The following is a 25,631-nucleotide window of genomic DNA, read 5'->3' as shown; positions in this document are numbered from 1 at the left end:
TTTAATTTCGTTGGCCAAATATATCCGTGCCAATGCGTACCATGGTTGAACCCGCTGCAATTGCCGCTTCAACATCATTACTCATACCCATCGACAAGGTGTCTACTTGGGGATATTGGGCCTTTAGTTTATCAAAGCAAGCGCTTAATTGCTCAAAATATTGTAATTGTTGCGCCGTATCGTCCGTTTTGGCGGGAATAGCCATCACACCTCTGAGACATAAATTATCACATTGACTGATAAATTCTGCCAATGTCATTACCTCGTCGGGGTGGCAGCCTGACTTAGCCTCTTCTAAACTAATATTTACTTGAATTAATACATTCAGCGGTGATTTATCCGAGGGACGTTGTTCGTTCAGACGTTTGGCTATTTTTATACGGTCAACACTTTGCACCCAGTCGAAATGGCTGGCAACAAGTGCACTTTTATTCGATTGAATAGGGCCAATAAAATGCCAAACAATATCTTTGTATTCAGCAAGGGCAGCCACTTTTGTTACTGCTTCTTGTACGTAAGATTCGCCAAACAATCGTTGGCCTTGTTCATAAGCAGCAATGATATCGTCGGTTGGTTTGGTTTTTGAGACAGCCAATAGGTTTATTGATTGCTCATTACGTTGATTATTTTTTGCAGCTTGCGCAATTCTGGCATAGGCGGATGTAAGTCGTTCTGCTATTGTAACCATATAATTATCAGTTGGTTGTGGAGTCATAAATGGATATTACCGAATTATTGGCCTTTAGTGTGCAACACAAAGCCTCGGATTTACACTTATCATCAGGCGTATCACCTATGATACGCGTTGATGGCGATGTACGTCGTATTAATATTCCAGCATTAGAACAAAAAGATGTAAATAGTCTGGTATACGATATTATGAACGATAATCAGCGTAAGGACTACGAACAAAATCTCGAAGTGGATTTTTCTTTCGAAGTACCTAATCTTGCGCGTTTTCGTGTTAATGCATTCAACTCAAACCGTGGCCCGGCTGCGGTGTTTCGTACTATCCCTAGTGATGTACTGACTCTAGATGATTTAGGTGCGCCGGATATTTTTAAAACCATTGCAGATAACCCTCGTGGTCTCGTGTTGGTGACAGGGCCTACCGGCTCCGGTAAATCAACGACACTGGCAGCAATGGTCGATTACATCAATCAGAACAAGCACCATCATATTTTGACGATTGAAGATCCAATCGAATTCGTACATGAGAATAAATTGAGCTTGATTAACCAGCGTGAAGTTCATCGTGATACGCATAGCTTTTCGAATGCGCTTAGAAGTGCGTTGCGTGAAGACCCTGATGTTATCTTAGTGGGTGAGCTGCGTGACCTTGAAACAATTCGCCTCGCGATGACTGCAGCAGAAACCGGTCACTTAGTGTTTGGTACTTTGCATACTACCTCTGCACCAAAAACTATCGACCGTATCATCGACGTATTCCCAGGTGAAGAAAAAGACATGGTGCGATCAATGCTATCTGAATCATTACGTGCCGTAATCTCGCAAACATTACTTAAAAAAGTCGGTGGTGGTCGAGTTGCTGCTCATGAAATTATGATCGGTATTCCTGCAATTCGTAACTTGATCCGTGAAGACAAGATTGCGCAAATGTACTCATCGATTCAGACAGGTGCTTCGCATGGTATGCAAACGATGGATCAATGTTTAGCAAGCTTAGTTAACTTCGGTATCATTACAACCAATGATGCACGTGCGAAAGCGCAAGATAAAACTCAATTTGGTGGCTAACGGAGTTACTTAAGATGTCTTTACCTTTAAATCACTTTTTACAAGTTATGATCGATAAAAAAGCGTCTGACTTATTTGTTTCGAGCCAATTACCAGTGAGTGCAAAAATCAATGGTGAGCTTGTGCATCTTACTGATGAGAAGCTCTCTGATGAAAGCTCTCTGGCTTTAGTTGAGTCTGCGATGAGCGATAAGCAGCGCCAAGAATTTCATGACACTAAAGAGTGTAATTTTGCTATAGCGACAGATGAAGGGCGTTTCCGTGTTTCTGCTTTTTGGCAGCGAGATCGTGCCGGTATGGTTATTCGTCGTATCGTGACGAAAATACCGGACGTTAATGAGCTTGGTCTGCCGTCAACACTGACCGATGTGATCATGGCAAAGCGTGGTTTAGTATTGTTTGTGGGTGGTACAGGTACCGGTAAATCAACGTCATTAGCAGCGCTTCTGGGTTATCGTAACCGCAATCAGCGAGGTCATATTTTAACGATTGAAGACCCGATTGAATTTGTTCATGAACATCGTAAAAGTATCATCACCCAACGTGAAGTTGGTTTAGATACAGAAAGCTTTGAATCCGCTCTGAAAAGTTCACTGCGTCAAGCACCCGATGTTATCTTGATTGGTGAGATACGCTCCCAAGAAACCATGGAATATGCCCTAAGCTTTGCCGAAACCGGTCATTTGTGTGTAGCAACACTGCACGCCAACAACGCCAACCAAGCCATTGACCGTATCATGCACTTAGTACCAAAAGAGAAGCACGATAAATTAAAGTACGACTTAGCACTAAACTTACGTGCCATTGTTGCCCAGCAGTTGATACCTACAGCCGATGGTGAGGGCCGTGTTGCAGCTATCGAAATTCTGCTTAACTCACCGATGGTGGCTGAGCTTATCAAACGTGGTGATATTGGCTCTATCAAAGAAACCATGGCGAAATCGAAAGAAATGGGCATGCAAACCTTTGACCAAGCGTTATTTGAGCTTTATAAACAGCGTCGAATTAATTACGCTGATGCGCTCCATCATGCCGACTCACCAAACGACTTGCGCTTGATGATCAAATTGCAAAATAATGAGCAAAAAGGTGCTGGTTTCTTACAAGGTGTTACCATCGACGGCCTTGACGAGAAGAGCGATATATAATGTTTTCGCGGATAATTATAGCTGCCTTTATACTGCTGGTAACTGCCTTTGAGGCGTCTAGTAATGTTGTTGAAGATGTTGTTATTTTTATCCGCGATGATGTTTATGACGATTACAGTCGCTTCTTAAATGGTCTTAAACCTATTGAAGTAAAAGACTTTAGTGGAGCTTACATCCGCCGTGATGTAGTTGATATGATCATTGCTCAACAAGCGTTGAGCTTAGGTGGTTTCAATAAATCATTTCGCTATCACAAAGGTAATGCTAATTACCGTAACACCAAGCTTTTAGAAGATGGCCAGTTATTACTTAGCTTTGATAGTGTGTGGTCAGTAGATGCAAAGCAGCTTGCTGAGTCTGTGTATATTTCAGATCCCGTGATCCGTAATGGTGAATATTTTGCTGGTATATTCACGTCCCCAAACAATAAAAAAGCACTGCAATTAAAGCAGTTTGCTGACTTTAAGCAATTAACTGCGGTTTCAACACCTCGTTGGCAAACTGACTGGCAAACGTTATCGGCTCTACCGCTCAAAGAGCTGCTCAGAGAAGATGAGTGGCTTGGGCAAGTCCGCACGGTATCGATGCAGTGGGTTGATTTTATGATGATGCCTTTAATGCCAAGTCTCAATAATCGTTACAGTTTGGAAAATATTGAACTGGTTGCAGTACCTAACGTGGTATTGCAATTAAATGATAGCCGTCACTTTATTATTTCGAAAAAGCATCCAGACGGAAAAGCCGCCTTTGCAGCAATTCAAAAAGGCTTACAGCAGCTTCGTAATAGCAGCGCTATTGAAAAAGCCTACCGAGAGGCAGGCTTTATTCCAGATTTAAACGACTATACCGTGATTAACAAAGCGCGTTAGTCGCCATAAGATTGCTCAAAAAAACTTTCTAAGATGATCACCGCAGACATATTATCGACGTTACCTTTACCAAGGTTACGGTAACCACCTTGTTCGAATAAACGCGCTTTGGCATCTGCGGTTGTTAGTCGTTCGTCTTGAGTTTCAACCGGGATAGCAAAGTGATTATGCAAACGGTTTGCAAACTTCTTGGCTTTAAAAGTGACTTCTTGATTGCTGCCATCCATATTAAGCGGTAAACCAACTACCATTAGATCTGGTTGCCAGTCATCTACTTGCTTTTTTATTTGCTGCCAATCAGGAATACCGTCTTTGGCTTTCACTGCTTGAAGGCTTGAGGCTGTACCGGTTAGCTCTTGGCCTATGGCGATACCAATACTTTTGGTGCCAAAATCAAAGCCCATAACGGTGCGCTCACCTACGGGCTTAAATGTTCTTTTTGTCATAGTTTCAATAATTCATTTATGTTAGGCATGGCCGGCTTCAGAGCTTAGCTGACTTACATCAAACCCCAACATGGATACCGCTTTTTCCCAGCGCTTTTCAACAGGGGTGTTGAAGATGATATCTGGATCTGCTTTTATGATAAGCCATGAATTTTCTAGCAGCTCTTGCTCAAGTTGACCCTGCTCCCAACCTGCATAACCTAAAGTAATAATAAATTGTTCAGGTGCTTCATTAGTGGTTAAGCTTGCCAGCACATCTTTTGAAGTGGTGATCATAATATCACTGCTAAGCTTTTGGCTTGATGAATAGCCATGCTTAGGAGAATGTAACACAAAGCCGCGGTCTGTTTTTACGGGGCCGCCAGCATAAACAGCAAGGCCTGCGGCTTGCTTATTTTTGTCGTTATCAATCTCGATTTTATCGAGTAATTCACCCACAGTAATATTAATAGGCTGATTAATAACCAGCCCCATAGCACCCTCTTGATTGTGCTCACAAATATAAGTGACAGCACGTTTAAAAAAAGGGTCTTGCATGCTTGGCATCGCGATTAAGAAATGATTCTCTAATGACTGCATAGGTCGCCCCTTTTGTTGTTTAGATTAAGTATGGCTCAGTTTGCTCTCAATGGCATCAAATAACTTACCAGTGATAGAAATGTCGTACGCGGCTTCAATTTCTTTTACACAAGTCGGCGCAGTGACGTTGATTTCAGTTAAGCGGTCACCAATGATGTCTAAGCCCACAAAAATAAGGCCTTTTTCTTTTAACGTTGGTGCGACTGCTTCGGCGATTTTGCGATCTGATTCGCTAATAGGGCGAGCTTCACCACGGCCACCTGCTGCTAGATTACCGCGCGTTTCGCCATTTTGTGGAATTCGTGCTAGGCAGTAAGGCATGACTTCACCATCAACGACAAGGACACGTTTATCGCCTTGTTTGATTTCAGGAATATAGTTTTGTGCCATTGCAAAGCGGCTACCATGCTCGGTTAATGTTTCGCAAATTACACCAATATTGGCATCATCTTCTTTAACACGAAAGATAGAGGCACCGCCCATACCATCAAGTGGTTTTAGTATGATGTCTTTATGCTCAGCTAAAAATGCGCGAATATCTGCTTGGCTTCGCGTTACTAATGTATCTGGTGTATGTTCACTGAACCAAGCGGTGAACAGTTTTTCGTTTGCATCACGCAAACTTTGCGGTTTGTTAATAACTAATGTGCCAGCTTGTTCTGCGCGCTCTAAAATATAGGTTGCGTAAATATATTCAGTATCAAAAGGTGGATCTTTACGCATTAAGATCACGTCTAAATCAGCAAGGGCAACGGTGGCTTTTTCTTCTAATTCGTACCAATGATTTACATCGTCAAATACACGGGCTTTGGCAGCTGTTGCATAGCCTTGACCTTGACGCAGTGACAGGTCGTCCATTTCCATGTAATAAAGTTCGTAGCCACGTTTTTGTGCTTCCATCATCATTGCGAAGCCAGTGTCTTTTTTTATGTTAAAGCCACTAATTGGATCAGAGATTATGCCTAACTTAATTGCCATATTTTTGCCTTAGAATCGAAGTGCCATACTGTATTTAGTAACTTTGATATATGGGTATTTTTACCATTTTCAATTGGCTAAGTCGCCAAACTGTAATTGCAATGCGCTTAAAACAGTCAGTGCGGCTGTTTCTGTTCGAAGTACGCGTGGGCCTAAGCGAATATCAACGAAGGCTTGTTGCTTTGCAATGTTAATTTCTTCATCAGTAAAACCGCCTTCAGGGCCAACTAAAAAGCGCACACCTTCGCTGGGCACTTGAATGGTTTTAATACTATGCTCAGCGCGAGGGTGTAGGGTAAGTTTAATTGCGTCGCTAGCTTGTTCTAACCACTCTTTTATATCGACAGGTGGATGCACAACAGGCACGAAGTTACGGCCAGATTGCTCAGCTGCAGCAATTGCAATTTTTTGCCATTGTTGGTGTTTTTTCTGCAGTCTGTCGCCACTTAGTTTTACACCACAGCGTTGACTAAAAATAGGGGTGATTTCAGTGATACCTAATTCCACCGATTTTTGAATGGTGAAATCCATTTTATCGCCACGAGAGATGCCTTGGCCCAAGTGAATTTTAAGTGGTGATTCAACGTCGTGATCGATAAACTCTTGCGGTTCAACAACGACTGTTTTTTTACTAACCTCGATGATTTCGCTGAGGTATTCACCGCCTTCGCCATTAAAAATAGATACTTTATCTCCGACTTGCATACGTAACACTCGGCCAACATGACCTGCTGCATCATCATCAAGTGCTACAGGAGTGTTTAAAGAAATCGCTGAAGGTTGGTAAATATGAGGTACTCGCATGGCTGTCACTTATCAATAATTTTAGCAATATGGTAAGTATACAGCGGTTTAGGTGCAATTATTTATTTGTTATTTAAGGTCGTCTTTTGCACTTAAGACGTGAGCGGTAGTTTCGGCAATCTCAGATTGGCAAGAAAGGTGATTAATATGAGCAGCATCAGGGCAGGGGATAAAGCTAAAACCTTGCTCGTCTTGTTGAACTAAGTACCTTATCTTGTGTAATGAATTATAAATAAACTTTTGTGCATCATCAGCCAGTTGGTAATCAGTAAGATTAATGAGTACTCCCTGTATTGTGTGATGCTCGTGCAAATAGCTGGCTAGCTCAGAAACGCTTATTTCATTGCTAAAATCGCAGTAGCAATAATCTTTAATTAGTTCATCGAACATCAGCTTGACCATTTGTCGGCTATTAGCACCAGCCACAACAAGTGTAGAGCTTTCAGCTTTAGCAAAATAATGCTCAGCGAATGCTCGACTAAACTCATTGTCGATATCGACTAATAAAAAATTATTAATTTTATTTGGCATAAAGCCCCACGATTCAAACACTTCTGATCAAATTGAAAACATACTAATTAGTAAATAGCCTATAGCACCAAAAACGGCAAATTCGATACACGCAATTCCAATATTATCTTGGTGATCAACTTCCAGAGATGTATCAATATTGGGTAAGGAAATATATTTAATAATGTAGCTCAAAACATACAATAACACCCACATAGCACCACAATGTGATACTAAAGTGAATAAATTTTCTACCATCTTACCACTAATAAAGGATGCACTGGAAAGACCAGCGTAACCAGAAAGTGCTAGACCGATCGATTTCCCGGCATAACGTATGCCGATAGATGTGTTTTCTAAATTGAAATTACTTTGCAGCGATGCCCCTTGGTTGGCTTTTGCAAAGCGGTACTCGCGGATCTTAGTATCAAGAGCAAACATGCCTTGTATAACAAAAAAGCTAACGGTAGCAATAAGTAAACTACTAAAGCCTTGTGTATGCGACCAATTGTATAAACCAAGACAAATGATACAGTTAGCTATCAGCATACCTGAATCAACCAGTGCTGCGCAGACATTCTGTTTTAAAATAGCCGCTTCTTCGTTAAAGCGATATAAAATCCATTTTCGGTGTATTAAATGACCAATCTTAATGAAAGAAAATAATAAAAAAATGAGTATCAATACTTTCAAAGGGTTTGATTGAGCCGCGCTTAGACTTATTTCATCAAAGATGTAAGCAATGGTAGCAATGACAACTAAGATCTCACTGGCAAAGCTTATTCCCATAGCAAAATTATCATGTTGCGCCAGCTCTTCTTTAAGGGCTTGTTTTGCCTTTATTTGCGTTAGGATACGCAGCAGTACTATGGTGATACAAATAACCGCAAAACTAATAGCAATCGCGACTAAACTAGTGTTAGATATTGATAAATATGACATGCAGATCCCTGCTAAATAAATCTTTGATAATCATTCTAGTACGGTTATTGGCAAGTTAAAAGAGAGTATTTAATGAGTAATTCGTATCCGCTTCCAACGTCAGTTCAACAGTTAGGCCAAATCCGCTTTACTAGCTTATACCCTGATCAAGATGTCGACGAAAATATCGCTAAGTTATTATCATTAAGTGATTTTGCTTGGCACTGCTTACAATCACAGCCGGCTTTGAGAACATGGTTACTTGATGAAACAGAATGTGCTAACCGCGTGGTAGAGTCGCCATTAAGTAACAGTGACCTAAGTGAACTTGACGATTCAGCAGCAATGGCAAAATTGCGTTTATATCGTGAAAAATATTGGTTGAAAGTCGCGTATCTAGACTTGTGTTGTGCAAACCCAATTGCTGACAGCATTGCTTATATCTCTGAGCTGGCAAACCAGCTTATTGACAGCGCAAATCAATGGGCTTTTGCGCAAGTTGCTAAAGTAAGCGGCACCCCAGTCGATGCTGACGGAAATGCCATCCCTATGTTGGTTCTTGGTATGGGAAAGTTAGGAGGAAGAGAGCTTAACTATTCATCGGATATCGATCTCATTTTTTCTTATCCTCGAGATGTTGCCACACAAGGTGGTCGTCGTTCGGTTGAAGCTCAAGTTTTTTATACCAAGGTAGCGCAAAAGTTAATTATGGCGCTTAACCAGACAACAGTGAACGGCCAGGTTTTTCGAGTAGATATGCGTTTGCGGCCTTTTGGCGAAAGTGGTCCATTGGTGATGAGCTTCCATGCTATGGAAGATTATTATCAAGAACAAGGTCGAGAGTGGGAACGCTATGCCATGCTCAAAGGGCGTTTAATTGGTACTGAGAATCGCTATTGGAGTGAGTTTTACGAACTGTTAAGACCGTTCGTTTACAGGCGTTATATTGATTTTTCAGTGATTGAGTCACTTAGAAAAATGAAGCATATGATTGCTCAAGAAGTACGTCGTAAACGTTTAACCAATAACATAAAACTCGGTGCAGGTGGTATTCGTGAAGTGGAGTTTGTAGTGCAAGCTCTGCAAATGGTGCGTGGTGGTCGAGAAGCAAACTTGCAAACGCAGTCATTACTGTTGGCTTTAAAAGAGCTGGTTAATAATCAAGTTATGACATCCACGGAAGCGCAATTGTTAAAACAGAACTACCTAGAATTACGCCGTGTAGAGCAGTATTTGCAAATTTTTGCTGATAAACAAACTCAGACACTACCTGATGATGAGCTTAATCAGCAGCGCCTTTGTTATTTACTTAATAAGGCTGATTTTAGCCACTGCTTAGCTGCAATCGAGCAGGTGATGGCTGAAGTGCATAATGAGTTTGAGCAAGTCATTGGCTTTGAAAGTGAGAGCGCAGATCCCTGTGAAAGTGAGTATATTAGCGCGTGGGAGATGACAGATGTTAGTTTGATGTGCGAGCCTAACCTTGACTGGCAAGCGGCGCTTGAAGACTTTAAAGCGCGCTTAACGAAGGCGAAAATAGGCACGCGCGGCAGAGATATTCTCGACAAATTAATGCCACTGTTGCTTAAACAGCTTACTGTTGCCAAGGCAAGTGGCGAAGCATTTAACATGATAAGCCAAGTGCTGAATAAAATTATTTCTCGAACCGCTTACCTTGAGCTGTTATATGAAAATCCAGGCGCATTAAATCAACTAGTTGCACTTTGCTGTCATAGTAAATGGATTGGTGAACATATTTCGCGTTACCCAATCTTACTCGATGAGCTGATTGATCCTCAGGTGCTCTATAAACCGACGCCTTTATCTGCTTACAAAGATGAAATTAGGCAGTATTTCTTGCGTATAGAGCATGGCGATTTAGAGCTGCAAATGGAAGCACTTCGTCAGTTTAAACAAACGCATCAGTTACGCATTGCTGCCGCCGATGCAACCGGTGTGCTTAGTGTGATGAAGGTTAGCGATCACCTTACTGCGCTTGCTGAGGCTATTGTAGAGCAAGCTGTCAATATTGCCTGGCATGCTTGTGTTGAGCGCTTTGGTCGGCCAGCCAATACTTCTGATCAAGAAAAGGGCTTTGCAGTTATTGCATATGGTAAAACGGGTGGCTTTGAAGTTGGCTACGATTCAGATCTTGATCTGGTATTTGTGCATAATCACGATGGCAGTAGTTATACCGACGGTGATAAATCAATTGATTCACGTCAGTTTTATTTAAAGCTCGCGCAGCGACTAATGCACTTATTCAACACGCGAACAGCGTCTGGCATTTTGTATGAACTTGATACCCGTTTACGTCCCGAAGGGGCATCGGGCTTACTGGCTATTAATTTAGAAAGTTATTATCACTACCAGCAAACTCAAGCATGGACGTGGGAACACCAAGCTTTAGTCCGTTCACGCATGATTTATGGGCAAGTTTCATTACACGAGCGCTTTACTGCGATCCGTAAAGATGTGTTGTGCCAAGCACGTGATACAGAAAAGCTGAAAAAAGAGGTCATCGAGATGCGCGAAAAAATGCGCACTCACCTAGCGAAAGGGAATGATGAACTATTTGATTTAAAACAAGATAGAGGTGGTATCACAGATATTGAGTTTATCACTCAATATCTGGTGCTGAATAATGCGATGCAGCATCCAGAGCTAACCACTTGGTCTGATAACGTGCGCATTTTAGCTGATGCTGCACGTTTAGGTTGTATCACAGAGCAAATGCAGCAGGAATTAGTCGAGGCATATATTACCTATCGCTCACGCTATCATGTAATGAGTCTAGATCAGCAAGGTCGTTGTGCGCCACGTGCTGAGTTAACTCAGCACATCGACTTAGTAAGTCTGGCGTGGCAAGAGGTGTTTTAGATATTAGCTAGCTTTTTAAGCGACGGCAGTTTTCGCGCACATAAGCAGAGGGCAGCTCGGTGATAACCGCTGCTCTTTGCTTAAAACAAAAGAAGGTATAAACCTCATTTTCGAAGTCGTCATTGATGGCACGGCCAACCTGATACAGTGTTGAAACAAAATTACTATCAACACGAAAATGATCTTTAACGACATAGTCTTTACTTAAATACCAATAAAGTACAATGTCTTCATTACGGGCATAATCAGAGAGCACGTCTTTTAACGTATTACCATTTTCAAAGCGGCGCGGTTGAATATCGCCGGTCCAGTTTGGTGACGATGGTTCAACCACTTTTTCGCGCTCAAATAGTGCAACATCTAAACTTGTTTCAGGTGTTGGTAACTTGAGAACGTATTTATCACGTTCGTTATCTTTGCTGTTTACTTGGTTACGTAACGCAGAATAAAAGCGAGACAACCCCTGAGCAGCGGCATTTTTTGTTTCTTTCATATCAAATACCGGACCGCTACCGAATAAAAAGTAGATTGCAGCAGCAATTAAAATAAAAGCTAATGATAAATGCTTAACCCAGAACCACATTTCTAATACTCTTGTTGTTTATTACCTTAATAAAAACATACTAATTAAAAATTGTCACTCTACTTGTAATAAGAAGGTGCGTTCTTATCAGGGCGCGTTTTAAAACGTCGATGTAACCACATGTATTGCTCTGGGGCATTATCTATGGCTTGTTCCATTCGTTGATTGACACGTGTTACATCTTTTAGATCATCGCCACTTGGGAAATCGTGCAAAATAGGCAGTACTTCTAAATGGTAGCGACCTTGTTCATCACGTCGGCTGGTTAGGCTGACAGTTTCGCAGTTTTTGCTATTAGCGAAAAGCAAAGTCCCTGTTGTTGTTGCTGTCTCTTTTACTGCATAAAAAGGCGCAAACTCACAGCGATTACGGCCATAATCTTGATCAGGAAGGTAATAGCACACTTTTTTATTTTTAAGTGCTTTTAGTAAACCCTTTACATCTCGCTTGCCAATTAAGTATTCGTTTGAGCGTAAGCGCCCATTAGTCGTAAAGTATACCATCAAAGGATTATTATGAGGGCGATAAAAACCAATGCCTTGGTGTTTTAAACCCATGACACGGCTTGCCATTTCTAAATGAAGAATATGCGGTACAAGTAACAATACCCCTTTTCCTGATTGCTGGATTTGCTCAAAGTATTCTAGGCCCTTAATGGAGCCATATACTTTTTTTACACGCCACTCGGGCCACCACCAAGCCATGCCAGTTTCCATCATGGCAATACCGGTGTTTTCCATATTTTTACGAACTAATTCGCGCTGTTCATGTTCTGGCATATCAGGAAAGCACAAACGAATGTTGACTTCAGCGATATGGCGACGGCGTTTCATAAAGCGATGCACTAAACGGCCAAGTAGTTTACCTAGTGCAAGTTGTAATTTGTGTGGTAACCAAGAGATAAGATATAAAAAGAACACGCCAATCCAAGTTAACCAGTAACGTGGGCCTAAAAAAGACGCTTTAAACGGAGATGAACTAACCACAAAAAAATCTCTAAAAATAAAAAAGCTAGTTTAACTGTATGTCTTTAAAAATACAAAAAGCCAGCGCTAGGCTGGCTTTTATTTAAGGACTCAATTAGAAGAAATGATTAGATTTCTTTTAAACCCTGATTAATTGCAATAAGGTCTTCGCTAGTTAGGGTACCGGCAGCTTGCTTCAAGCGTAGTGTAGAAACAACATAACGGTAACGAACATTCGCTAAGTTACTTTTTGCGTTATACAGGTTTTGTGTGCTAATCAATACGTCAACGATAGTACGTGTACCAACTTCAAAGCCTGCTTCAGTTGCTTTAAGCGCACTTTCTGCAGAAACAACAGCTTGTTGAAGTGCTTTGTAAGTTGCGATGTCAGAGACCACTTGATTGTATGACGTGATCACTGAACGTGTTACTGCACGTAGGCTTGCTTCTAAGTCTTCGCTTGCTGCAACATAGTAAGCGCGAGCTTGATCTGTTGCTGCTGTCGTTGCTCCACCTGAATAAATAGGTAAGCTGAAGTTAACACCCACTTTTGCACTGTCTTCACGTGGTTGATGTGAATTACTGTTTAAATCTGTCAGGCTGTCACCATAAGACGCGTTCAAAGTTAGCTTAGGATAGTGACCTGCTTTTGCTAAATCGATTTGGTCTTTTGCAATATCAACCGTTACTTTCGATACTTGCAGATTTAAGTTGTTGTCTTCGGCAATTTTTATAAAGTCAGTTGATTGTTTATTAGGTGCAACCGTCGAAAAGGTTTCTGTATTTAATACATCTAACTTAGCGTGGTATTTACCCGTGATTTCACGAAGTTGCTCACGTGCTGTTTCAACACTATTTTTAGCGACAATTTCTTGTGCTACAGAGTTATCGAACTGAGCTTGTGCTTCATGAACGTCAGTGATCGCAGTTAAACCTACCGCATAACGCTCTTTAGTTTGTTGTAACTGACGTTCGATAGCACGTTTTTCTGCTTGTACGAACTCAAGGTTATCAATGGCGCTTAAAACATTGAAATAACCTTCAGCAACACGAACGATTAGGTCTTGGCGTGCAAAGTCATACTGTGCAGTTGCTTGTAATGCTTGTTTTTCTGCAATACCAAGTGAGTTCCATGCACCTAAATCGAACAATGTTTGACTTAAGCTAAGGCCACGACTGAAAACGTCAGGGTCATAATCATAACCAGCATAGCCTGTAGCATCATTACCATCGTATAGGTCCGACTTGGTTTTTTCATAGCCAAGGCTTAAGCCAATTTGTGGTAATAGTGCACTTAACGCGCGATCGCTCTCATAGGCTTGCGCATCTGCTTGGGCTTTTGCTTTAAGTACGGTAGGATCGTTTGCGGTTGCGATCTCGTAAACTTGAAGTAGGTCTTCAGCGTTACTTGCTGTTGCAGTCAATGCGCTAGAAAAACCAATCAGCGCAGCGAGTAATGTTTTTTTCATTTTTTGTTCAGTCCTTAGACAATTTCGTACTGCCAACATGGTACTCTTTTTTAATGAATAACCAAAAAAAAATTACGTAAATCTACATGTCCAAGTGTAACAGAATATAATTGACGATAAATTTTACGTAATACTTACAGGAAATAGTGAATGAAAATATCAGCAATCTCACAATTTAGCCATGACGACATAGAGTTAAAGCCAATTGAGCGAGTTTATGATGGTTTTTTTAAAATTAATGTGTATCGCTTTCATCATGCGCTGTTTGCTGGTGGTAAATCGGTGGAGATTAAGCGTGAAATTTTAGAGCGTGGCCATGCTGTAGCTGTACTTCCTTATGACCCTGTTACTGATCAAGTGTTGCTTATTGAGCAAATCAGGATTGGTGCAATGGCATCAAAGCAGTCCCCTTGGTTACTTGAGTGTATCGCTGGCATGGCTGATGGTAGTACTGACTACGAAGAAGTTGCCAAGCGAGAAGCGTTTGAAGAAGCGGGCATTGAACTTAATGAGCTCGAATTTATGATGTCGTATCTTTCAAGCCCTGGTGGTACGACTGAGCGTTTGTACTTATATTTGGCGCGCACTGACTTATCTGGGTATCAAGGTGGCCTTTTTGGTCTAGATAATGAAGATGAAGATATCAAAACCCATGTAATGTCATATCAAGAGGCCATGCTACGTTTAGAGCAAGGCGAAATTGATAACGCTGCAACTGTGATCTCATTACAGTGGTTAGCACTTAATAAGCAACGTATACTGTCTGATTGGAACAATAAATAGGGGATTATTTTGGCCTACGTCACTGCCGAACAGCGCTATATTCAAAGTTTACCCAAGTACTTAACATTGTGTGAACACAACTATGCGCGTGCACTAAAATTATTGCCACGTGAGCGTTTGGTAGGGCAGGAGCGAAAAGTTCAGTTAGGTCAGAGCACTTTTGTGATAAAAGTGGACGATACGGCTAAATACACCACCGATATCTCTATTAATCAAGAAACTGGGCAATTGAGCTCATTACAGCCTCTATATCTAACGGTCCGTATGTATCATGATGCGAAAGTGGCTGAAATCATTCATCATGATTTTCATCAACGTATCAAGCCCTCATACGCGTACCCGAATCCGAGTATGCACCAAAAAGATGAAAAGTATCAGCTTAATGCCTTTTTGTATGACTGGTTGGTTGCCTGTGTTGAAAATGGCCGAGCAGTTTTAAATTGGGATGTAAATAATGGCTTGGTTTAGTGACCGCTATCATTTTGATAAAAAAGCACTGAAAGTTGCCCATATCACTGATTGCCACTTATCAAAAGATACAACGGGTGAATACTTTAACGTGAATACGGCTGCGTATTTTGCGCGCTGTTTACATGCCATTGCTGAGCTAGATGCTGATTGTGTGGTGTTTGGTGGCGACTTAACACAAGATCACAGCAGCGAGTCTTATCAACTTTTTGCTAAATTAATTACAGATTCAGCGCTCAGCTGCCCGGTATTTTGGTTGCCTGGCAATCATGATGAACTCGCTGAATATGAAAAGCTTACAAGCCCGCAAATTTTAAACAGTAAACGCATTACGTTTTTAGGTGGGCAACTGCTTTTAGCAAACTCAAAAGGTCCGACGCCAGCAGGTTGGGTAACTCACACGCATTTGAATGAATTAAGCCAAGCAATAGGGCAAGTTCCAAGCGTGGTGTTTTGTCATCATAATCCGTTGCCAATTCAAGCTTATTTAGATAAACATATGCTAGAAAATGGCCCACAGTTTTTAAACATGTGCGTTAATAGTGAGCAGTGTATTGGTGTGTTTCATGGTCATGTGCATCATGAATACACGCAAACCTACCGAGATCTTAGCGTGTTTGCTACACCAGCCAGCTCGATACAATTTACCAAGCACACGATGGCATGGCAGCAAGACGATTTAGGCCCCGCATTTCGTGTCATTAACTTAAATGTTGATGCACAACAAAAATTGCAGTTAAGCACGGATGTACTATGGCTAAACGGGTAATTTATATTCATGGCTTTAATAGTTCTGAGCAATCTTACAAAGCCGTGCGCTTTGGTGAACATATGGCGCAATTCGATGTTGATTATCAGGTGCCGCGATTAACCCATGAGCCATTACATGCAATTATACAATTAGAACAATTGCTAAATGATGATACTGTATTACTAGGTAGTTCATTAGGCGGTTTTTATGCGACCTATTTGTCGCAACGTTATTCGATACCTGCGGTGGTGATTAACCCTGCGGTTCGCCCATTTGAGTTACTCGATAACTATTTAGGGCCAAATTATAACCCGTATCAAGATAGTCATTACGAACTTGGTACTCGTCACATGGATGCATTGCGCAGTTTATATTTGCCGCAATTAGACACTCCTTCATTGCTTTATTTGCTACAGCAAACGGGCGATGAAGTACTGCCTTTTCAGCAGGCGGTTAACTATTATTCTCAGTGTAAGCAACACGTTGAATTTGGAGGCGATCATAGTTTTATCGGCTTCGAACAAACCTTTGCAAGTATTGTAGATTTTCTTAAAATCACGTAAAACATAGCTAAGCGCATAAAAGATATAAAAACTATGAGTCAGCAAAATTATAACGCCGAAGCAATTGAAGTCTTAAACGGGTTAGAGCCCGTAAAACGCCGCCCAGGTATGTATACCGACACGGTTCGTCCTAACCACTTAGGTCAAGAGGTTATCGATAACAGTGTCGACGAAGCAATGGCAGGTCATGCAACAAAAATTGATGTTATTCTTCATGAAGATAACTCACTTGAAGTTATTGATGATGGCCGTGGTATGCCAATTGATATTCACCCAGAAGAAGGTATTCCGGGTGTGGAACTTATTTTTACCAAGCTACATGCCGGTGGTAAGTTCTCAAATAAAAACTATCAGTTTTCGGGTGGTTTACACGGGGTAGGTATTTCGGTTGTAAATGCGCTATCGACTCGTGTTGAAGTAACCGTGCGCCGTGATGCACAGCAATTTCGTATGGCTTTTGAGAACGGTGACAAGGTTGAAGACCTTAACGTCATTGGTACAGTGGGTAAGCGTAATACAGGTACAACTGTGCGTTTTTGGCCTGATGCCAGCTATTTTGACTCAGCTAACTTCTCTATTACTAAGCTTAATCATTTGCTAAAAGCCAAAGCAGTATTATGCCCAGGCCTGCGTATTAAGTTTACCAATAAGCAAACCAAAGAAAGCCAAGAGTGGTATTACGAAACAGGTTTAAAAGATTACTTAAATGAAGCTGTTAAAGGTTTTGAAGTACTGCCAAAAGACCCATTTATAGGTGAATTTTCTAGCTCTACAGAAGGCGCTGATTGGGCTGTGGTATGGTTACCTGAAGGCGGTGAGTCAATCGCTGAAAGTTATGTAAACTTAATCCCTACTGCCCAAGGCGGTACACACGTCAATGGCTTACGCCAAGGCTTACTTGAAGCAATGCGTGAATTCTGTGAATTCAGAAACCTATTACCGCGTGGCGTAAAGCTAACGCCAGATGATATCTGGGAGCGCTGTAGCTATGTGTTGTCGGTAAAAATGCAAGACCCACAGTTCGCTGGTCAAACCAAAGAAAAGCTATCTTCACGTTCATGTGCAGCGTTTGTTTCTGGTGTAGTAAAAGATTCATTTAGCTTATGGCTAAACGAGCACACAGAAACGGCAGAATTATTAGCTGAGCTATGCATCTCAAATGCACAGCGCCGTTTACGTGCCGCCAAAAAAGTTGTGCGTAAGCGCATTACTTCAGGCCCTGCATTACCAGGTAAATTAACCGATTGTAGCGCGCAAGATAATGACCGCACTGAACTGTTTTTAGTAGAGGGTGACTCTGCGGGTGGTTCAGCAAAACAAGCGCGTGACCGTGAATTCCAAGCAATCATGCCGCTGCGCGGTAAAATCTTAAATACCTGGGAGGTGGAGTCGGGTCAGATTTTAGCGTCGCAAGAGGTGCATGATATCTCTGTGGCACTAGGTATAGACCCAGATTCGAGTGATTTATCTGGTTTGCGTTATAACAAAATTTGTATCTTGGCCGATGCTGACTCGGATGGATTACACATTGCGACTCTATTGTGTGCTTTGTTCGTACGTCATTTCCCTGCACTTATTAAAGAAGGTCACGTGTATGTAGCAATGCCGCCATTATTCCGTATCGACATTGGTAAAGAGGTGTACTATGCCCTTGATGAAGATGAAAAGAACGGCATTTTAGCGCGCATTGAGGCCGAGAAGAAACGTGGTAAGGTCAATGTTCAACGCTTTAAAGGGTTGGGTGAAATGAACCCACTACAATTACGTGAAACCACTATGGATCCAAATACGCGTCGTCTAGTGCAATTAACGTTGGACGAAGAGGAGCAAACGATGGAGATGATGGATATGTTACTTGCAAAGAAACGTTCATCAGACCGTCGCCAGTGGTTAGAAGATCACGGTAACCGCGCACAAGTTTAGTTAAGGTAGTTGAACGAATGAAAGGGCAAGAAAAATGAAAAAAATACTGACCTCATTATTATCGCTGAGCTTGTTGTCAGCGCCGGTAATGGCCAAAGATATTCTTGATAAACTCACTGTAGCTGATGGATTTACTATCAGCTTGTTTGCTGATGACGTTGAAAATGCGCGTCAGATTGCCGTGTCAAAAAGAGGCATTGTGTATGCTGGTTCACGAAAAGCGGGCAATGTATATGCATTAATAGATCATAATAGTGATGGCGTTGCTGATAGAAAAATGGTTATCGCCACAGGCCTTGAAATGCCTTCGGGATTAGCTGTTAAAGATGGTGATTTATATGTGGCAGAAGTGTCGCGAATCATCCGTTTTAAAGATATCGATAAAAACCTAAAAGACCCTAAATTTGAAGTCGTTTACGATAAATTCCCAACCGATCGTCATCATGGCTGGAAGTTCATTAGCTTTGCGCCAACCGGTGAGCTAATTGTGCCTGTGGGTGTGCCATGTAACATTTGTGCGGAAGACGACAAATATGGTCGTATCTTTTCGTTAGATGTAGATACAAAAGAAATTAAAACAATCGCCAAAGGTGTTCGTAACTCAGTTGGTTTTGATTATCACCCAACTACCAATGCATTTTGGTTTAGTGATAATGGCCGTGACATGATGGGCGATGATATGCCTCCTTGCGAAATCAACCGTGTAGGTGAAGGTGAAGAAGGGGCACATTATGGTTTCCCTTATGTACATGCAGGCGCCATTTTAGATCCTGAGTTTGGTCAAGGTAAAAGCATTGCTGATTACAAGTCACCTGCGCTTGCACTTGGTGCGCACGTGGCACCTCTTGGTATTCATTTTTATAACGGCAAACAGTTCCCTGCGAAATACAAAGAGCAACTATTTGTTGCTGAGCATGGCTCTTGGAACCGCAGTAAAAAATCGGGTTACAGAGTGATGTTAGCGAACGTTGAACAAGGTCGTATTACTCAATACACTCCGTTCGTTACAGGGTTTATGCAAAATGAAGAAACATTTGGTCGCCCAGTTGCCTTTGCAGAACTTGCAGATGGCAGCTTATTGATCTCAGACGACTTTGCTAACGTGATTTATCGTGTTAGCGCAAAGAAAAAATAGGTAAGCGTTAATGAGTGATACTGATACCTTGCTGATGCAGGGCATAGAACAACAAACAATGGGGCGTTTTACTGAAGACGCCTACTTAAACTACTCAATGTACGTCATTATGGACCGCGCCTTACCGCATGTGGGTGATGGTCTAAAGCCTGTACAGCGTCGTATCATTTATGCAATGAGCGAGCTTGGGTTATCGGCGCAAGCTAAGTATAAAAAATCTGCGCGTACTGTTGGTGATGTACTTGGTAAATACCATCCCCATGGTGATAGTGCTTGTTATGAAGCCATGGTGTTGATGGCTCAGCCGTTTTCTTACCGTTACCCGCTGGTGGACGGCCAAGGTAACTGGGGTGCCGCGGACGATCCTAAGTCATTTGCGGCGATGCGTTATACCGAAGCGCGTTTATCTAAGTTCTCTGAAGTTTTATTAAAAGAGCTCGGCCAAGGTACTGTTGATTGGACCGCAAACTTTGATGGCACACTGGATGAGCCAATGGTATTGCCAGCGCGCTTACCGCACATTTTGCTCAATGGTGTGACTGGTATCGCGGTAGGTATGGCAACGGATATTCCACCACACAACGTGCGAGAAGTTGCCAGTGCCTGTTGTTTACTGCTTGATAAACCAAAAGCTGAAATCGAAGAGCTGCTTGAGTTAGTGCATGCCCCTGACTATCCAACAGAAGCTGAGATAATCACTCCGAAAGATGATATTCGTAAGATTTATCAAACCGGACGTGGCTCTATCAAGATGCGTGCAATTTACACTGAAGAGCACGGTGATATTGTTATTACAGCGCTACCTCATCAGTGTTCAGGTGCAAAAGTACTTGAGCAAATTGCTGCACAAATGAACGCTAAAAAGTTACCGATGGTTGCCGATTTACGTGACGAATCAGATCACGAAAATCCAACCCGTATTGTGATTGTACCGCGTTCGAACCGCATCAAGGCTGAGCCATTAATGGCGCACCTGTTTGCAACCACCGATTTAGAAAAGAACTACCGCGTAAACTTAAACATGCTTGGCCTTGATGGTCGTCCGCAAGTTAAAGACTTACGTAGTATCTTAACTGAGTGGTTAACGTTCCGCCGTGAAACAGTTCGTCGCCGTTTACAATACCGCCTAGATAAAGTGTTAGCACGCTTGCATATTTTAGAAGGTTTATTAACTGCCTTTTTAAATATCGACGAAGTCATCGAAATTATTCGTACTGAAGATAAACCAAAGCCCGTATTAATGGAGCGCTTTGGTATTACCGATATTCAAGCCGAAGCAATTTTAGAATTAAAACTACGTCATTTAGCAAAACTTGAAGAATTTAAGATTAAAGGTGAGCAAGATGAGCTTGCGCTTGAACGTGACAAGTTAGAGCAAATTTTGGGTTCTGAGCGTCGTATGTCGACGTTGATGAAAAAAGAAATCCAAGAAGCTGCTGAAATGTACGGTGATGATCGCCGCTCACCAGTCGTTGAACGTGTAGAAGCAAAAGCACTAAGCGAAAAAGATCTTATTCCTTCTGAGTCAGTTACAGTTGTGTTATCTGAAAAAGGCTGGGCACGTGTTGGTAAAGGCCATGATTTAGATGTTGAAGGGCTAAGTTATAAGTCTGGCGACAGCTATAAAGCCTCGGCGCGAGGTAAGAGTAATCAGCCGGCAGTGTTCTTAGACTCAAGTGGTCGCGCTTTTGCTACCGATGCGCACAGTTTACCTTCAGCTCGTAGTCAAGGTGAACCAATGACTGGGCGCTTTAACCTAAGTTCTGGTGCCAACTTTGAGCATGTGGTGATGGCAGAAGACAACCAAGTGTTGTTAATGGCTTCTGATGCAGGTTATGGCTTTATTAGCGACTTTAAAGATTTAGTGAGTAAGAACAAAAACGGTAAAGCGCTGGTTAGTGTTCCTAAAGGCGGTGAATTACTCGCGCCAATTAGAGTGACTGATGTAGCGACAGACTACTGTATGGCAATTTCTAACGAAGGCCGAATGTTGTTATTCCCACTGCGTGACTTACCTAAGTTAAGTAAAGGTAAAGGGAATAAGATTATTTCTATCCCAAGTGCGAAAGTACAAGCTCGTGAAGAGTTTGTAAAAGTACTTGCTGTGGTGCCAGAGGGCAGTAGCGTAACCCTGCATGCAGGTAAACGAAAACTGACACTTAAACCGTCTGATCTTGAGCATTATCATGGTGAACGGGGTAGACGAGGTAACAAATTACCACGCGGTCTACAGCGGGTTGATGAAGCTGTGGTTGAGATGACTCAAACTGATGATAGTGATGAGTCGCCAAGTGAAGTAATAGAGTAAAATATAAGGCCTGCAATTGCAGGCCTTTTTGTTGCTTTAGTTTGCAACGACTCTCATTGAAGCCGGCCTAGAAAAGTTAAGGTATTGACCGTTATCGGCTTTTACATTTTGCAAATCTTGGTGGCTGGTATTTTCAGTGAATGTAGCTGTATGGCGATAAGATAGATTCGGCCAATCAGAAAGAGTCACTGCTACTCCTGGCGCTGCTTTAACGTATACAGGATGTTTATTGATATAAGCAGGTAGCCTGTAGTTTGAGCGTTCATTTGCTTTTAAGCAGTATTCACTTTGATCTAGCAAGCTTACAATGCAACCTAAAGGCTCCTCAGAGCTAAATACGCGCATAGAGCGTGGCTTAGAGAAATCTAAATATTGTCCATTTTTTGCTAAAACATTTTTCAGTTTGTTATTTTCAACGGTGCCATTAAAAGTCGCAATGCGGTTATAAGATAAGTTTCCATAGTCAGATAACATAACCTGTAAACCTTGTGGTGCTCTCACATAAACAGGCTTTCGACTTACAAAAGCGGGAAGAGAGCTTGCTTTTTGTCCATCCTGTAGACAAAACTCTTCGTTTGTTTCTATGTTTACAATACAGGCTTTTGGCTTCTCTTGAGTAGTGATAACTGAGGCTGGTAAGTTTTGTTTTGCAGGTTCTAGCTCTTGCCATACCAGTAGGTTTGAGTCGCAGTACACAGAAGCGCTAGTTGGTACTGAAGCTGCCTCTAGATTGATGTGGATCTTATTCATTTTACCTGTTGTTAATCGTGTTGCAGGTAGGTTGAAGGTTTTATTCCCTGCTTTTTGGGTTTTGACGATTAACTTACAGCTTGATGAAGAAAAGCTATCTTTATAGACGGCGCCTGAAGCACCGTGAAGTGCAGGGTAAATAAAGCTTTGTAGCTGTTGTTCAGGATCGTAAAAACCGATGATTGTTGTGATTGGAACATCTTGCTTATAAGGAGTGCGATTAACCAAGCGCAGTGTATTGGTATCTAAGACTGTATTGTTCCAAGGTTGCATTGATTGAGTCAGCGGATCCCATTTACTAAACCCAGTTTTGCTGCTGCTATCAAAATGTGCTTTGTTTTCTAAAAAGCGTTGTATATGTTGCAACTCGTATGGAGTATGTAGCGTGTATTTGTTGTACTCGCTGTACATTGGCCCACCACCAGACATAGAGCCTGTACCATATTGATGACCATTAAATGCAGCAATACAGGTTTGTTTATAACAGCGGTCTTTATACGATAACTTAGGTGAAAAGTTTGGTATAAATTTATCTAAGTCGCCATCCCAACCCCAAGTTGAATTACGTTCATCGGCGGGGCGATTTAATACTCCATTTTCGCCGCCAGGGTAATGGCCTAAACCGAAGTTATGTCCTAACTCGTGACTAAATTCATTACCAACAGATTTATACAGTGTCACCATGCCCGCACCACCTGATAAACCGTGAACAAAGATACCATTATCGTACTTACCAATAGCATTATGGGCGGTTACTTGTGCTGCACTATACGGGTGTGCTGTTGGGCCTCCGATACCAGACGCATTGATACCATAATTAGCATTATTGATACCATGCGACAGCAGGTTTTTAGCGATTAAATGGCGCATATCGCCAGAGTAAATTCCCCCTTTACTTGGATCTGAATCAGTCAACAGGCGGCCGTCAGGCATCATCACTTCGGTTAAATGCAGCGGTTCAAAATTATTTACAGATAGCTTAGTAATAGGGACTTGCTGAAAGTACTGGCGATGTAAATCAGCATCGTGTTGAAAAGTGAACTTGTCTCGATAAGGAGTAAGTAAGCCTACATCAATAGTATTAATTATAAGACTTGTGCTTGCACCAACGTTGACGTTATTTAGTTTACTTGACTTATCGCCTAGCTCAAACGCAAAGTGAATGTTCGGCTGAATAACTGATGCCGGCAGAATGCTCGAAAAAGTGTTATCAGAATAGTTAACAGAATTATCATCATAACCAAAGGGTTTAGTAAAGGCATCAGGCGAGCGCATAAACGTTTGATACACGATGGTATCGTTGCTATCAAGCACACTTAAGATAATTTGAGAGTCATTTGCTAATTCTTGATGTGGCTTGAACATCAACATGGTTTTTCTTTGCGCTACTAAATGAGGTTGAATATCCTCTTCGATCTTATTTAGAGAAGGCGTTATTGAATTTTGAGCAAAAAGTACGGTTGCAGGAAAGTTTCCTTCGGTATCACTATTAAGGGCATTTTGGTTAAAGTAGTGAGTATCTGTGTTATTTGCCACACTGTAGTTACTTAGCGTTAATGCGCATAGTACAGCTAGAGATAAAGATGTGTTTTTCATAAACGTTCAACCAATTGCGTCATAAGTAGGAATAAAGCTATCGAAAATACTATCATTCATAGGCCTAGCACCTTTTAAGATGCTTCATAAATGAACAAGAGAAAACTCTGAACACGGTTAGCAATTGGCTATTTCAGATAGCCGTAATGGTAATGCCGGTAAGCGATTTTGTAATAATTTTTAGCTTACATGTGTTCGCTTAATACTATGGAAATGCAATTAATCACGGTATAATGCGCGCTGATTAGTACGAGGAGAATTCGTTTGTTAGCTGTTTTTCGCATTATTTTCATGGCTTTATTTATAGTTTTTAGCTGCCTTGTTGGTTTGCTTTTATGTATTGTGAAGCCGTTTCATGCCAATAACGTTCACATTATCTCTGGGTGGTTTTGCAAAGTTGCTAAAGTATTGGGTGTAAAGCTTGAGCTTAAGTACCACGAAGATCCTAAAAATATTGGTCCTGCAGTGTATGTAGCCAACCATCAAAATAATTATGATTTATTTACTTTGCCAGCGATGGTGCCTGAGAACTGTGTAAGCCTTGGTAAAAAAAGCCTTAAGTGGATCCCATTTTTTGGCCAGCTTTATTGGTTATCAGGCAATATATTAATTGACCGAGCTAATCGCTCAAAAGCAGCTGGTACAATTTCTAAATCAGCCGAAAAAATTAAGCGTAAAGGGTTATCGGTATGGATGTTCCCTGAGGGTACGCGTAGCTATGGCCGAGGTTTATTGCCTTTTAAAACTGGTGCTTTTCACACTGCTATGAGTGCCGATGTGCCAGTAGTGCCTGTTTGTATGAGTACAACGCATAAAACTATTAAGCTAAATCGCTGGGATAATGGTACAATTTATCTCGAAATGTTAGCGCCAATCTATCTTGATAAAGACGTATCTGCTCGTGATCATGCATCCCATGTTCATCAGGTTATGGCTGCTAAAATAACTGAATTAGATGCTCAAGTGAGAAATAAATAATGGAAAATTGGCGCGAAATTACTGAAGACATCGTAACTTCATTACTTGAAGATGGCTCAGATCCTGAAGTACTTTATGAAGTGGAACACCACTTTGTTAGCGAAAATTTTGAAAAGTTAGAGCAAGCAGCTTTAGCCGCTTTTAAACTAGGTTATGATGTTGAAGAGCCTGCTGAACTTGAGCTAGAAGACGGCGAGAAAGTGTGGAGCTTTGATGTGGTTGTTGAGTGTGAACTTGACGTAGAAGCGATTATGGAAGACGTAGACAAGCTAGAAGCGCTTGCTCAGCAAACTGATGTTGAATACGACGGCTGGGGCACTTACTTTCAGGAGTAAACAGCTATCAGCTGTCAGCTCTCAGATTGAAACTTAATAGTTTGTGAGCTTCTAGGGGAAAGAGTAAAGTTAGCGAGTTGCTACTTTCTAACTTTCCCTTTTTTAACTTTCCCCTTTCTAACTTTACTCTA

The 25,631-nt window shown here is 41.6% G+C and carries 24 protein-coding genes; 13 read left to right on the top strand and 11 right to left on the bottom strand.

From position 1 onward, the window contains the following. Window position 1: 1 nt before the first annotated feature. Window positions 2–715, bottom strand: a complete 714-nt coding sequence (locus L1264_RS12150; protein WP_135923608.1) for a YggS family pyridoxal phosphate-dependent enzyme — start codon at window positions 713–715, stop codon at window positions 2–4. A gap of 2 nt (window positions 716–717) precedes the next feature. Here L1264_RS12150 and L1264_RS12145 point away from each other — a divergent pair, with 2 nt between their 5' ends. From L1264_RS12145 to L1264_RS12135, 3 genes are read left to right on the top strand one after another with little or no spacing between them, the layout of a single operon-like run. Then, complete coding sequence (locus tag L1264_RS12145) at window positions 718–1,758, top strand: type IV pilus twitching motility protein PilT (protein ID WP_135923609.1); 1,041 nt, start codon at window positions 718–720, stop codon at window positions 1,756–1,758. A 14-nt stretch (window positions 1,759–1,772) separates the two neighbouring features. Beyond that, window positions 1,773–2,906: a PilT/PilU family type 4a pilus ATPase gene (locus tag L1264_RS12140; RefSeq protein ID WP_135923610.1), complete on the top strand. Its 1,134-nt coding sequence runs from the start codon at window positions 1,773–1,775 to the stop codon at window positions 2,904–2,906. After that, window positions 2,906–3,775, top strand: coding sequence for a hypothetical protein (locus tag L1264_RS12135; protein ID WP_235404047.1), 870 nt, complete (start codon window positions 2,906–2,908; stop codon window positions 3,773–3,775). The genes L1264_RS12140 and L1264_RS12135 overlap by 1 nt, the downstream gene beginning before the upstream one ends. On the opposite strand, the gene ruvX is transcribed toward L1264_RS12135, so the two are convergent. The 6 genes from ruvX to L1264_RS12105 all read right to left on the bottom strand — a co-directional run bounded on the left by ruvX (window position 3,772) and on the right by L1264_RS12105 (window position 8,034). Beyond that, window positions 3,772–4,221 (bottom strand): Holliday junction resolvase RuvX, encoded by a 450-nt coding sequence (ruvX, locus tag L1264_RS12130; protein ID WP_135923611.1) that lies wholly within the window; start codon window positions 4,219–4,221, stop codon window positions 3,772–3,774. The genes L1264_RS12135 and ruvX overlap by 4 nt on opposite strands. 21 nt (window positions 4,222–4,242) lie before the next feature. Further along, on the bottom strand, window positions 4,243–4,800 hold the full coding sequence (locus tag L1264_RS12125; protein ID WP_135923612.1) for a YqgE/AlgH family protein: 558 nt from the start codon (window positions 4,798–4,800) through the stop codon (window positions 4,243–4,245). A gap of 24 nt (window positions 4,801–4,824) precedes the next feature. Beyond that, entirely contained in the window at window positions 4,825–5,778 is a 954-nt protein-coding gene (gene gshB / locus L1264_RS12120; RefSeq protein WP_135923613.1) for a glutathione synthase, read from the bottom strand. A gap of 69 nt (window positions 5,779–5,847) precedes the next feature. Next, on the bottom strand, window positions 5,848–6,582 hold the full coding sequence (gene rsmE / locus L1264_RS12115; protein WP_199526090.1) for a 16S rRNA (uracil(1498)-N(3))-methyltransferase: 735 nt from the start codon (window positions 6,580–6,582) through the stop codon (window positions 5,848–5,850). Between the two features lie 69 nt (window positions 6,583–6,651). Beyond that, window positions 6,652–7,113 (bottom strand): hypothetical protein, encoded by a 462-nt coding sequence (locus L1264_RS12110; RefSeq protein WP_199526091.1) that lies wholly within the window; start codon window positions 7,111–7,113, stop codon window positions 6,652–6,654. Between the two features lie 27 nt (window positions 7,114–7,140). Continuing rightward, window positions 7,141–8,034 (bottom strand): DUF350 domain-containing protein, encoded by an 894-nt coding sequence (locus L1264_RS12105; RefSeq protein WP_199526092.1) that lies wholly within the window; start codon window positions 8,032–8,034, stop codon window positions 7,141–7,143. Between the two features lie 72 nt (window positions 8,035–8,106). On the opposite strand from L1264_RS12105, the gene glnE reads away from it, so the two are divergent. Next, window positions 8,107–10,893: a bifunctional [glutamate--ammonia ligase]-adenylyl-L-tyrosine phosphorylase/[glutamate--ammonia-ligase] adenylyltransferase gene (gene glnE / locus L1264_RS12100; RefSeq protein ID WP_199526093.1), complete on the top strand. Its 2,787-nt coding sequence runs from the start codon at window positions 8,107–8,109 to the stop codon at window positions 10,891–10,893. Window positions 10,894–10,900: 7 nt separating this feature from the next. Here glnE and L1264_RS12095 read toward each other — a convergent pair whose 3' ends face one another. The 3 genes from L1264_RS12095 to tolC all read right to left on the bottom strand — a co-directional run bounded on the left by L1264_RS12095 (window position 10,901) and on the right by tolC (window position 13,910). Then, window positions 10,901–11,476: a TcpQ domain-containing protein gene (locus L1264_RS12095; RefSeq protein WP_199526094.1), complete on the bottom strand. Its 576-nt coding sequence runs from the start codon at window positions 11,474–11,476 to the stop codon at window positions 10,901–10,903. A gap of 59 nt (window positions 11,477–11,535) precedes the next feature. Continuing rightward, window positions 11,536–12,462, bottom strand: coding sequence for an LpxL/LpxP family Kdo(2)-lipid IV(A) lauroyl/palmitoleoyl acyltransferase (lpxL, locus tag L1264_RS12090; RefSeq protein ID WP_235404045.1), 927 nt, complete (start codon window positions 12,460–12,462; stop codon window positions 11,536–11,538). Between the two features lie 107 nt (window positions 12,463–12,569). Then, window positions 12,570–13,910: an outer membrane channel protein TolC gene (tolC, locus tag L1264_RS12085; protein WP_135923620.1), complete on the bottom strand. Its 1,341-nt coding sequence runs from the start codon at window positions 13,908–13,910 to the stop codon at window positions 12,570–12,572. 150 nt (window positions 13,911–14,060) lie between these two features. On the opposite strand from tolC, the gene L1264_RS12080 reads away from it, so the two are divergent. From L1264_RS12080 to parC, 7 genes are read left to right on the top strand one after another with little or no spacing between them, the layout of a single operon-like run. After that, window positions 14,061–14,693, top strand: a complete 633-nt coding sequence (locus L1264_RS12080) for an NUDIX domain-containing protein (RefSeq protein WP_135923621.1) — start codon at window positions 14,061–14,063, stop codon at window positions 14,691–14,693. 9 nt (window positions 14,694–14,702) lie between these two features. Further along, the gene (locus L1264_RS12075) at window positions 14,703–15,161 is read left to right on the top strand and encodes a DUF1249 domain-containing protein (protein WP_135923622.1); all 459 of its coding nucleotides are present in this window, start codon (window positions 14,703–14,705) and stop codon (window positions 15,159–15,161) included. Next, entirely contained in the window at window positions 15,148–15,930 is a 783-nt protein-coding gene (locus L1264_RS12070) for a metallophosphoesterase (protein ID WP_199526097.1), read from the top strand. The genes L1264_RS12075 and L1264_RS12070 overlap by 14 nt, the downstream gene beginning before the upstream one ends. Further along, window positions 15,915–16,475: a YqiA/YcfP family alpha/beta fold hydrolase gene (locus L1264_RS12065; protein ID WP_138557186.1), complete on the top strand. Its 561-nt coding sequence runs from the start codon at window positions 15,915–15,917 to the stop codon at window positions 16,473–16,475. Before L1264_RS12070 ends, L1264_RS12065 begins: the two co-directional genes overlap by 16 nt. Before the next feature lie 33 nt (window positions 16,476–16,508). Next, on the top strand, window positions 16,509–18,398 hold the full coding sequence (gene parE, locus L1264_RS12060) for a DNA topoisomerase IV subunit B (protein ID WP_135923625.1): 1,890 nt from the start codon (window positions 16,509–16,511) through the stop codon (window positions 18,396–18,398). Window positions 18,399–18,432: 34 nt separating this feature from the next. Then, entirely contained in the window at window positions 18,433–19,533 is a 1,101-nt protein-coding gene (locus tag L1264_RS12055) for a PQQ-dependent sugar dehydrogenase (RefSeq protein WP_199526099.1), read from the top strand. 10 nt (window positions 19,534–19,543) lie between these two features. Next, the gene (parC, locus tag L1264_RS12050; protein WP_135923627.1) at window positions 19,544–21,841 is read left to right on the top strand and encodes a DNA topoisomerase IV subunit A; all 2,298 of its coding nucleotides are present in this window, start codon (window positions 19,544–19,546) and stop codon (window positions 21,839–21,841) included. 36 nt (window positions 21,842–21,877) lie between these two features. On the opposite strand, the gene L1264_RS12045 is transcribed toward parC, so the two are convergent. After that, window positions 21,878–24,187 (bottom strand): M66 family metalloprotease, encoded by a 2,310-nt coding sequence (locus tag L1264_RS12045; RefSeq protein ID WP_199526101.1) that lies wholly within the window; start codon window positions 24,185–24,187, stop codon window positions 21,878–21,880. 264 nt (window positions 24,188–24,451) lie between these two features. Here L1264_RS12045 and L1264_RS12040 point away from each other — a divergent pair, with 264 nt between their 5' ends. Then, window positions 24,452–25,165 (top strand): 1-acylglycerol-3-phosphate O-acyltransferase, encoded by a 714-nt coding sequence (locus L1264_RS12040; protein ID WP_171040399.1) that lies wholly within the window; start codon window positions 24,452–24,454, stop codon window positions 25,163–25,165. Next, window positions 25,165–25,500, top strand: coding sequence for a ribonuclease E inhibitor RraB (gene rraB / locus L1264_RS12035; protein ID WP_054552644.1), 336 nt, complete (start codon window positions 25,165–25,167; stop codon window positions 25,498–25,500). Before L1264_RS12040 ends, rraB begins: the two co-directional genes overlap by 1 nt. Window positions 25,501–25,631 lie beyond the last annotated feature (131 nt).

Source organism: Pseudoalteromonas sp. APAL1 (assembly GCF_021532475.1).
Classification (GTDB): Bacteria; Pseudomonadota; Gammaproteobacteria; order Enterobacterales; family Alteromonadaceae; genus Pseudoalteromonas; species Pseudoalteromonas lipolytica_C.
This window is presented reverse-complemented; position numbering and strand designations above follow the sequence as displayed.

What these genes read in the sequence shown, in the direction of transcription:
- L1264_RS12150 (WP_135923608.1), bottom strand. Translation starts at nt 715, where the DNA reads ATGACTCCACAACCAACTGATAATTATATGGTTACAATAGCAGAACGA.
- L1264_RS12145 (WP_135923609.1), top strand. Translation starts at nt 718, where the DNA reads ATGGATATTACCGAATTATTGGCCTTTAGTGTGCAACACAAAGCCTCG.
- L1264_RS12140 (WP_135923610.1), top strand. Translation starts at nt 1,773, where the DNA reads ATGTCTTTACCTTTAAATCACTTTTTACAAGTTATGATCGATAAAAAA.
- L1264_RS12135 (WP_235404047.1), top strand. Translation starts at nt 2,906, where the DNA reads ATGTTTTCGCGGATAATTATAGCTGCCTTTATACTGCTGGTAACTGCC.
- ruvX (WP_135923611.1), bottom strand. Translation starts at nt 4,221, where the DNA reads ATGACAAAAAGAACATTTAAGCCCGTAGGTGAGCGCACCGTTATGGGC.
- L1264_RS12125 (WP_135923612.1), bottom strand. Translation starts at nt 4,800, where the DNA reads ATGCAGTCATTAGAGAATCATTTCTTAATCGCGATGCCAAGCATGCAA.
- gshB (WP_135923613.1), bottom strand. Translation starts at nt 5,778, where the DNA reads ATGGCAATTAAGTTAGGCATAATCTCTGATCCAATTAGTGGCTTTAAC.
- rsmE (WP_199526090.1), bottom strand. Translation starts at nt 6,582, where the DNA reads ATGCGAGTACCTCATATTTACCAACCTTCAGCGATTTCTTTAAACACT.
- L1264_RS12110 (WP_199526091.1), bottom strand. Translation starts at nt 7,113, where the DNA reads ATGCCAAATAAAATTAATAATTTTTTATTAGTCGATATCGACAATGAG.
- L1264_RS12105 (WP_199526092.1), bottom strand. Translation starts at nt 8,034, where the DNA reads ATGTCATATTTATCAATATCTAACACTAGTTTAGTCGCGATTGCTATT.
- glnE (WP_199526093.1), top strand. Translation starts at nt 8,107, where the DNA reads ATGAGTAATTCGTATCCGCTTCCAACGTCAGTTCAACAGTTAGGCCAA.
- L1264_RS12095 (WP_199526094.1), bottom strand. Translation starts at nt 11,476, where the DNA reads ATGTGGTTCTGGGTTAAGCATTTATCATTAGCTTTTATTTTAATTGCT.
- tolC (WP_135923620.1), bottom strand. Translation starts at nt 13,910, where the DNA reads ATGAAAAAAACATTACTCGCTGCGCTGATTGGTTTTTCTAGCGCATTG.
- L1264_RS12080 (WP_135923621.1), top strand. Translation starts at nt 14,061, where the DNA reads ATGAAAATATCAGCAATCTCACAATTTAGCCATGACGACATAGAGTTA.
- L1264_RS12070 (WP_199526097.1), top strand. Translation starts at nt 15,148, where the DNA reads ATGGCTTGGTTTAGTGACCGCTATCATTTTGATAAAAAAGCACTGAAA.
- L1264_RS12065 (WP_138557186.1), top strand. Translation starts at nt 15,915, where the DNA reads ATGGCTAAACGGGTAATTTATATTCATGGCTTTAATAGTTCTGAGCAA.
- parE (WP_135923625.1), top strand. Translation starts at nt 16,509, where the DNA reads ATGAGTCAGCAAAATTATAACGCCGAAGCAATTGAAGTCTTAAACGGG.
- L1264_RS12055 (WP_199526099.1), top strand. Translation starts at nt 18,433, where the DNA reads ATGAAAAAAATACTGACCTCATTATTATCGCTGAGCTTGTTGTCAGCG.
- parC (WP_135923627.1), top strand. Translation starts at nt 19,544, where the DNA reads ATGAGTGATACTGATACCTTGCTGATGCAGGGCATAGAACAACAAACA.
- L1264_RS12045 (WP_199526101.1), bottom strand. Translation starts at nt 24,187, where the DNA reads ATGAAAAACACATCTTTATCTCTAGCTGTACTATGCGCATTAACGCTA.
- rraB (WP_054552644.1), top strand. Translation starts at nt 25,165, where the DNA reads ATGGAAAATTGGCGCGAAATTACTGAAGACATCGTAACTTCATTACTT.